Genomic DNA, 4,937 nt, shown 5'->3' with positions numbered 1-4,937 from the left:
GGGCAGGCCGTCGTCGCCGGTGGGCCTCTCGAAGAAGCTCCCCTGCGCCCAGCCCTGCTTCTCGATGACGTCGGCGGCCTTGGCCAGGATCTCGGCGGTGTTCATGAGTACTCCTTTGCTCTCGAAGATCACATAACACGCATTATGGGGAATCGGGTCCCGGGACTCCGTGATGGAGGAGTCCCGGGACCCCGGGATCAGGCGGTGGGCTCGTCGACCCAGCGGGCGCCGGGGGCATCGTCGGGGCGCAGGCCGTCGTCGGGCGCGCGGTCGCGGCCGGAGCGGGTCTCCTCGACCACGCCGTCGACCCAGGCGTCGAACGCGTCGGTGACCTCCTGCCAGATCCTCTCGGCCGCCGTCCGCCCCATCCCGGCCGGGAGGGTGACGCGGTCCTCGGGGCCCTCCGGGTCCCACACGATGCCGTGCTCGGCCAGGAGTTCGGCGGCGCGCTCGCACCAGGCCTCGGTGACCTCGGCGTAGGCCCAGTTCTCTTCGTCGCCCAGGGCGGCGTCGGCGCTGCCCCAGGTGCCCTCGCGGGACTGCAGGCCGTTGTAGATGAGATCCCGGTCGTCCATCGGGAAGCCCAGGTCGCGCACGTCCACGGTGCGCTCGGGGCAGTGCTCCACGTGGGTGAGGCTGATGCAGGAGCTTTCGCCGGTCACCCAGACGACGGCGGTGTGGCCACCGAGCAGCTGGGCCTCGGTGCGGGTGGTGCCGGCGGCGCCCTCGCCCTCGCGGAACCCGGTCCAGTAGCGAACCGGCGTGCCGATCGGGTGGGCGGCGTTCCACCGCTGGACGGCCTCGGCCTCCAGGGCGCGGCGGCGGGCCTCGGCCGGTTCGAGATTGGCGGTGTCGGTCATGGTCAGTTCTCCTTCGCAGGGGCGGTCAGGCGGGCGAGGAACTGCTGGCGGGCCTCGGCGTCCGTGCTGTTCCCGGTGGCGATGGCGGCCAGCTCCTCCAGGTTCAGCCGGTAGACCTGGGCGAGCGCCTCCTGCGCGGCGAGCCGCTTGCGCAGCTGCAGGATCTCGTCGCCCAGGGCGTTGCCGCCGTCGACCGCGGTCCAGGCGTGGCCGGCCAGGCGGGCCTCCCAGGCGAGGGCGTCGCGGTCCTTCTGGCGCAGCCGCTCGATCTCGGCCTGCATCTCCTCCACCTTCGGGGTCAGGACGGCCAGAACGGCGCGGGCGGACCAGTTGGAGACGGACTCGGCGGGCTGGAAGTCGTCCCCGAGGTCGCGGGGGAGGACGGCGCCGGGGTCGGAGATGGCGCGGCGGATGGCGGCCAGGTCGAGGGTGTCGGTAGTGGTGGTCATGGGTCAGCGCTCCTTCGCGGGGACGTTCTGCTCCAGGAGGCCAGCGACCTCGGGGTACTGCAGGCCGAGTTCGGCGGCCAGGCTCACCAGCGCCAGCTGGGTCTGGCGGTCGGCGTAGTCGGCGTCGGCGTCCTTCTCCGCGAGCGTCATGGCGGTGATGGCGGCGTTGTAGTCCAGGGCGCGGCCGGGCAGCCAGGAGACGGTCCAGTGGCCCTCAGGGGCGCGGGTGGCGGTGTGCAGGGTGACGGTGGAGGTGATCGTCCCGCCGTCGTAGTCGGGGGTCATGGCCATCGCTCAGCGCTCCTGGGGGGCGGGCATCGCGCGGCAGGTCTCGGCGTGGGCCTGGGCGGCGGTGCGGGCCTCTCGCTCGGCGTACGCGGCTTCGTCCTCGGGGCTGTAGCCCTCCTCGTGGGGGCCGTAGCTGAGGTCGTTCTCGCCGCAGCCGGTGCAGGTGTTGACGTAGGGCGCGGGGACGTGTCCGCGGCGCAGGTCGACGGTGGCGCCGCCGACGGTGAGGTAGCGGGCGTAGACGCCGGGGGGCCAGGCGGTGGCGGTGGTGTGCTCGGGCATGTGCTGCTCCTGGGTGTAGGGGGCGATCTGGGCGACCGGCTGCCCGTAGCGGGTCAGGACGGTCGTCTTGCCGTGCAGCGAGGCGCGGATGACCAGGTCCCCCAGGACCTTGCGCGCCTGCTCGACCGGCATCGTCTCGCTGGTCATACCTAGAGTCTTAAGGACTTTAAGGAGGCTGGCAAGGGCTATGCCGAAACGGTTCTAGGTCAGATGTGGCCACGCGGGACGGAACGAGACGGAAGACGGAACGGAGACGAAAGACGGCGGCCGCGGGGCGTGCCGGGGAAGAGTGCTTCCCCGGAATTGATCTTCGTCCGGGGTACGTCACGTCATCGCGTACGGGAAAGTGCACACGTACCGGCCGCCGCCCGGGGCGCACTTTCCGGGCAGGGCTCAGACGAGCGGCAGGGCCGCCTGGGACAGCCGGCGGGCGGCGCGCTCGGCATAGCGCTCGTCGATCTCAACGCCGATGGCGCGGCGGCCGAGGTTGCGGGCGGCGACCAGCGTGGAGCCGGACCCGGCGAACGGGTCGGCGACGACGCCGGGCGGGCACGTCCCGATGAGGGCCTCCAGCACGTCCACGGGCTTGGCGTGGGGATGCCCGCTTTTGCGCGCGAGGTGGCCGACGCCGCGCGCGTTGCTGGAGACCACGCTGCTCCATGCACCGGGACGCTTGGGCCACAGACCCAGGAGGAAGACCGGCTCGACATCGCGGCGGTAGCCGGTCGTACTACCGACCACCCCGGAGTCCGCAAGCTTGCGGTAGACGAGGACGTGGCGCACGGCGGCAGGATGCGGAGCGTAGAAGGAACCGAAGACCATGGCCGGCCGATCGCCCCACAGGGCCAAGGCGTCATCACGGGCCGCTGTGTCGGCATCGCCCCGGATCCCGGCGTGCGCAGCGCTCCCTCGCCCTGGATTGGCGCCGCGCTTCCATCCGATGCCGTACGGCGGATCGGTGAGCAGGACATCCGCGGCGAGCCAAGCGTGGATCTCGCGGGAGTCGCCGAGGTAGAGGGTCACGGCGTCGTCGGCGTAGTAGGGCTCCGGCACGGCTGCCTCCTTCTGTGGCGAAGGTAACAAATCGGTCGGACAAAATGCTGATTTTGTGCGGCCGCCACGCGGCACCCGTCCCCCGCTGCACCGAACAAGATCGTTCCGGCATCCCGAACAAGATCGTTTTTCGGGGGTGGAACAAGATCGTTCCCGGGTGCGCAGTCCCGGAACCACGGGATCCGGGGATCCCGAACAAGATCGTTCGCGCGGACCTCGAACAAGATCGTTCACAGGGGCGGAACAAGATCGCCAGCCTGTGCGCGGTCCCGGGATCGCGGGGCCCGGGGATCACGGGGGCCCGGGATTCCGAACAAGATCGCCACCCCGAGCAAGATCGAACTTCCCACCAAGATCGCTCGCTGGTGGCCCGAACAAGATCGTTCGCGGGGGTGGTCTCAGCCCAGGTCCAGGCCGTAGGCCTCGCACACCTCGGCGGGCAGCTCGGTCAGGAGGCGCTCCAGCGCGTCGTCCAGGTCGACGAACTCCGCGCGCCGCTCCCACAGGTCGACGCTGCAGGCGGCCAGCAGCGCCTCGGCGTCCACGCCGGGGACGAAGTCCAGGCCGGCCTGGGCGGCGGCGGCCAGGCGGTGCACGCCGGTGAGGGCGCGGGCGTGGTCGGCCAGGACGACGACGGGCGCCCCGTGCCAGCCGCGCGCGGTCAGGTCGGCGGCGATCGCGGCGGCCTTGGCCGGGTCGGTGACCTCGTGGCGGGGGGCGTAGCCGGCGGCGTCCAGGACGGGCAGGTGCAGCGGGTTGACGATCACGCGGCCACTCCTATCAAGATCGTTTTCCGGGGGGCGAACAAGATCGTTCGCGGGGGACTCGAACAAGATCGTTCCGGTGGGGCCGGGGCCCGCCCCGCGGGGCGGGCCCCGGGGGGCTACTTGTTGCCGGTGCCCTTGCACTCGCGGCACTTGCCGTGGCCCTTGCCCCGGCAGGGCTTGCAGCTCTCGGGGAGTCCCTCGCCCTGCTCGTCGACGGGGTAGCCCAGGCCCTCGCAGGTCTCGCAGCTCGCGATGCCCTCGCCGCCGCAGTGGTCACACCAGCTGTCGGCGCAGTTGCAGGTGGTGGTGGATCCGCAGTCGCAGCAGGGGCTCTGGGGGCTGTTCTCCGTCGTCGTCATGCTTTAAGTGTACGGGCTCCCCGTACAAGTGTCAACCCTACCCGTACACTTTCTCGGGATTTTTCACGCCTGCGTTCGGCGGACCAGCTCTGACCAGGGGATCTCCTCGATCACGCGCTGGGGCACGGCGCAGGGCTCGCCGTCGAAGCCGGTGCCGGCCACTCGCCCCTCGAAGACGATCACGCGGCCCTCGGCGTCGTCGGGCGTCCCGGCGTGGGCGGTGATGTAGGCGTGCAGCTCCGCGGCGCTCCAGCAGGCGCTGAAGCCGCGCACGCAGTCCTGCCAGCCCTCGCCGTCGCAGTCCTCGCACTCGTCGATGACGCCGGCGCCCTCGCAGCGTGAGCAGTCCCCGCCCGCGCCGTGGCAGCGGGGGCAGTCGCGCCAGCCCTCGCCGGTGCCGTCGCAGGTGCGGCACTGGGTGCGCGAGCCGTCGGCGCTGTACTCCGCGCCCCACAGGCCCGACCAGGCGTGCTCGGCGTCGAAGGCGGGCGCGCCCTCGCGGTGCCAGCGGTACAGGATCTCGCTCATCTTCGTCCTCCTGGTGGTGGTCGTCGGGGTGGGGCCCGCCCCGGGCGGGGCGGGCCCGGGGGGCTCAGGCCCGCGCCGCGTCCCAGGCCCGGTCGCCCTGCTCCTCGGCGACCAGCTCCTGCAGGTGGCCGGCGCGGCGGGGGATGTCGTGGGCGGCGAAGTGGGCGGCGAGGTTGTCCAGCTCGATCCACAGGTTGGTCAGGTTCAGGTCGGTCAGCTGCTCGATGTCGATGCGCTCGATCTGGGCGAGGCGGCGGAGGGCGGTGGCGGCGGTCTTGGTGTTCGTCATGGTTCTAGTGTACGGGCTCCCCGTACAGGTGTCAACTCTACCCGTACACTTTTCTCGGGAGA

9 protein-coding genes are annotated in these 4,937 nt (G+C 71.5%); all 9 read right to left on the bottom strand.

Going from position 1 to position 4,937, the window contains the following annotated elements; genetic code table 11:
• Nucleotides 1-197 precede the first annotated feature (197 nt).
• The 9 genes from ABD140_RS39615 to ABD140_RS39575 all read right to left on the bottom strand — a co-directional run bounded on the left by ABD140_RS39615 (nt 198) and on the right by ABD140_RS39575 (nt 4,875).
• Entirely contained in the window at nt 198-860 is a 663-nt protein-coding gene (locus ABD140_RS39615) for a hypothetical protein (protein WP_344248171.1), read from the bottom strand.
• Nucleotides 861-862: 2 nt separating this feature from the next.
• On the bottom strand, nt 863-1,309 hold the full coding sequence (locus tag ABD140_RS39610) for a hypothetical protein (RefSeq protein ID WP_344248169.1): 447 nt from the start codon (nt 1,307-1,309) through the stop codon (nt 863-865).
• 3 nt (nt 1,310-1,312) lie between these two features.
• Nucleotides 1,313-1,600, bottom strand: coding sequence for a hypothetical protein (locus ABD140_RS39605; RefSeq protein ID WP_344248167.1), 288 nt, complete (start codon nt 1,598-1,600; stop codon nt 1,313-1,315).
• A gap of 3 nt (nt 1,601-1,603) precedes the next feature.
• Nucleotides 1,604-2,026: a hypothetical protein gene (locus tag ABD140_RS39600; RefSeq protein ID WP_344248165.1), complete on the bottom strand. Its 423-nt coding sequence runs from the start codon at nt 2,024-2,026 to the stop codon at nt 1,604-1,606.
• Between the two features lie 246 nt (nt 2,027-2,272).
• Complete coding sequence (locus ABD140_RS39595; RefSeq protein WP_344248163.1) at nt 2,273-2,932, bottom strand: DNA methyltransferase; 660 nt, start codon at nt 2,930-2,932, stop codon at nt 2,273-2,275.
• A gap of 398 nt (nt 2,933-3,330) precedes the next feature.
• Nucleotides 3,331-3,699 carry a hypothetical protein gene (locus ABD140_RS39590; protein ID WP_344248161.1) on the bottom strand — a complete coding sequence of 123 codons (369 nt, stop codon included), beginning with the start codon at nt 3,697-3,699 and terminating at the stop codon, nt 3,331-3,333.
• A 116-nt stretch (nt 3,700-3,815) separates the two neighbouring features.
• The gene (locus tag ABD140_RS39585) at nt 3,816-4,058 is read right to left on the bottom strand and encodes a hypothetical protein (RefSeq protein ID WP_344248159.1); all 243 of its coding nucleotides are present in this window, start codon (nt 4,056-4,058) and stop codon (nt 3,816-3,818) included.
• A gap of 63 nt (nt 4,059-4,121) precedes the next feature.
• A complete protein-coding gene (locus ABD140_RS39580; RefSeq protein WP_344248157.1) occupies nt 4,122-4,586 on the bottom strand; it encodes a hypothetical protein in 465 nt (154 codons plus the stop codon).
• Between the two features lie 64 nt (nt 4,587-4,650).
• Nucleotides 4,651-4,875, bottom strand: a complete 225-nt coding sequence (locus ABD140_RS39575; RefSeq protein ID WP_344248155.1) for a hypothetical protein — start codon at nt 4,873-4,875, stop codon at nt 4,651-4,653.
• Between the last annotated feature and the right edge of the window lie 62 nt (nt 4,876-4,937).

It is taken from the genome of Actinocorallia libanotica (assembly GCF_039525175.1).
Classification (GTDB): Bacteria; Actinomycetota; Actinomycetes; order Streptosporangiales; family Streptosporangiaceae; genus Actinocorallia; species Actinocorallia libanotica.
The sequence above is the reverse complement of the archived record's forward strand: the minus strand, read 5'-3'. Positions and strand labels throughout refer to the sequence as shown.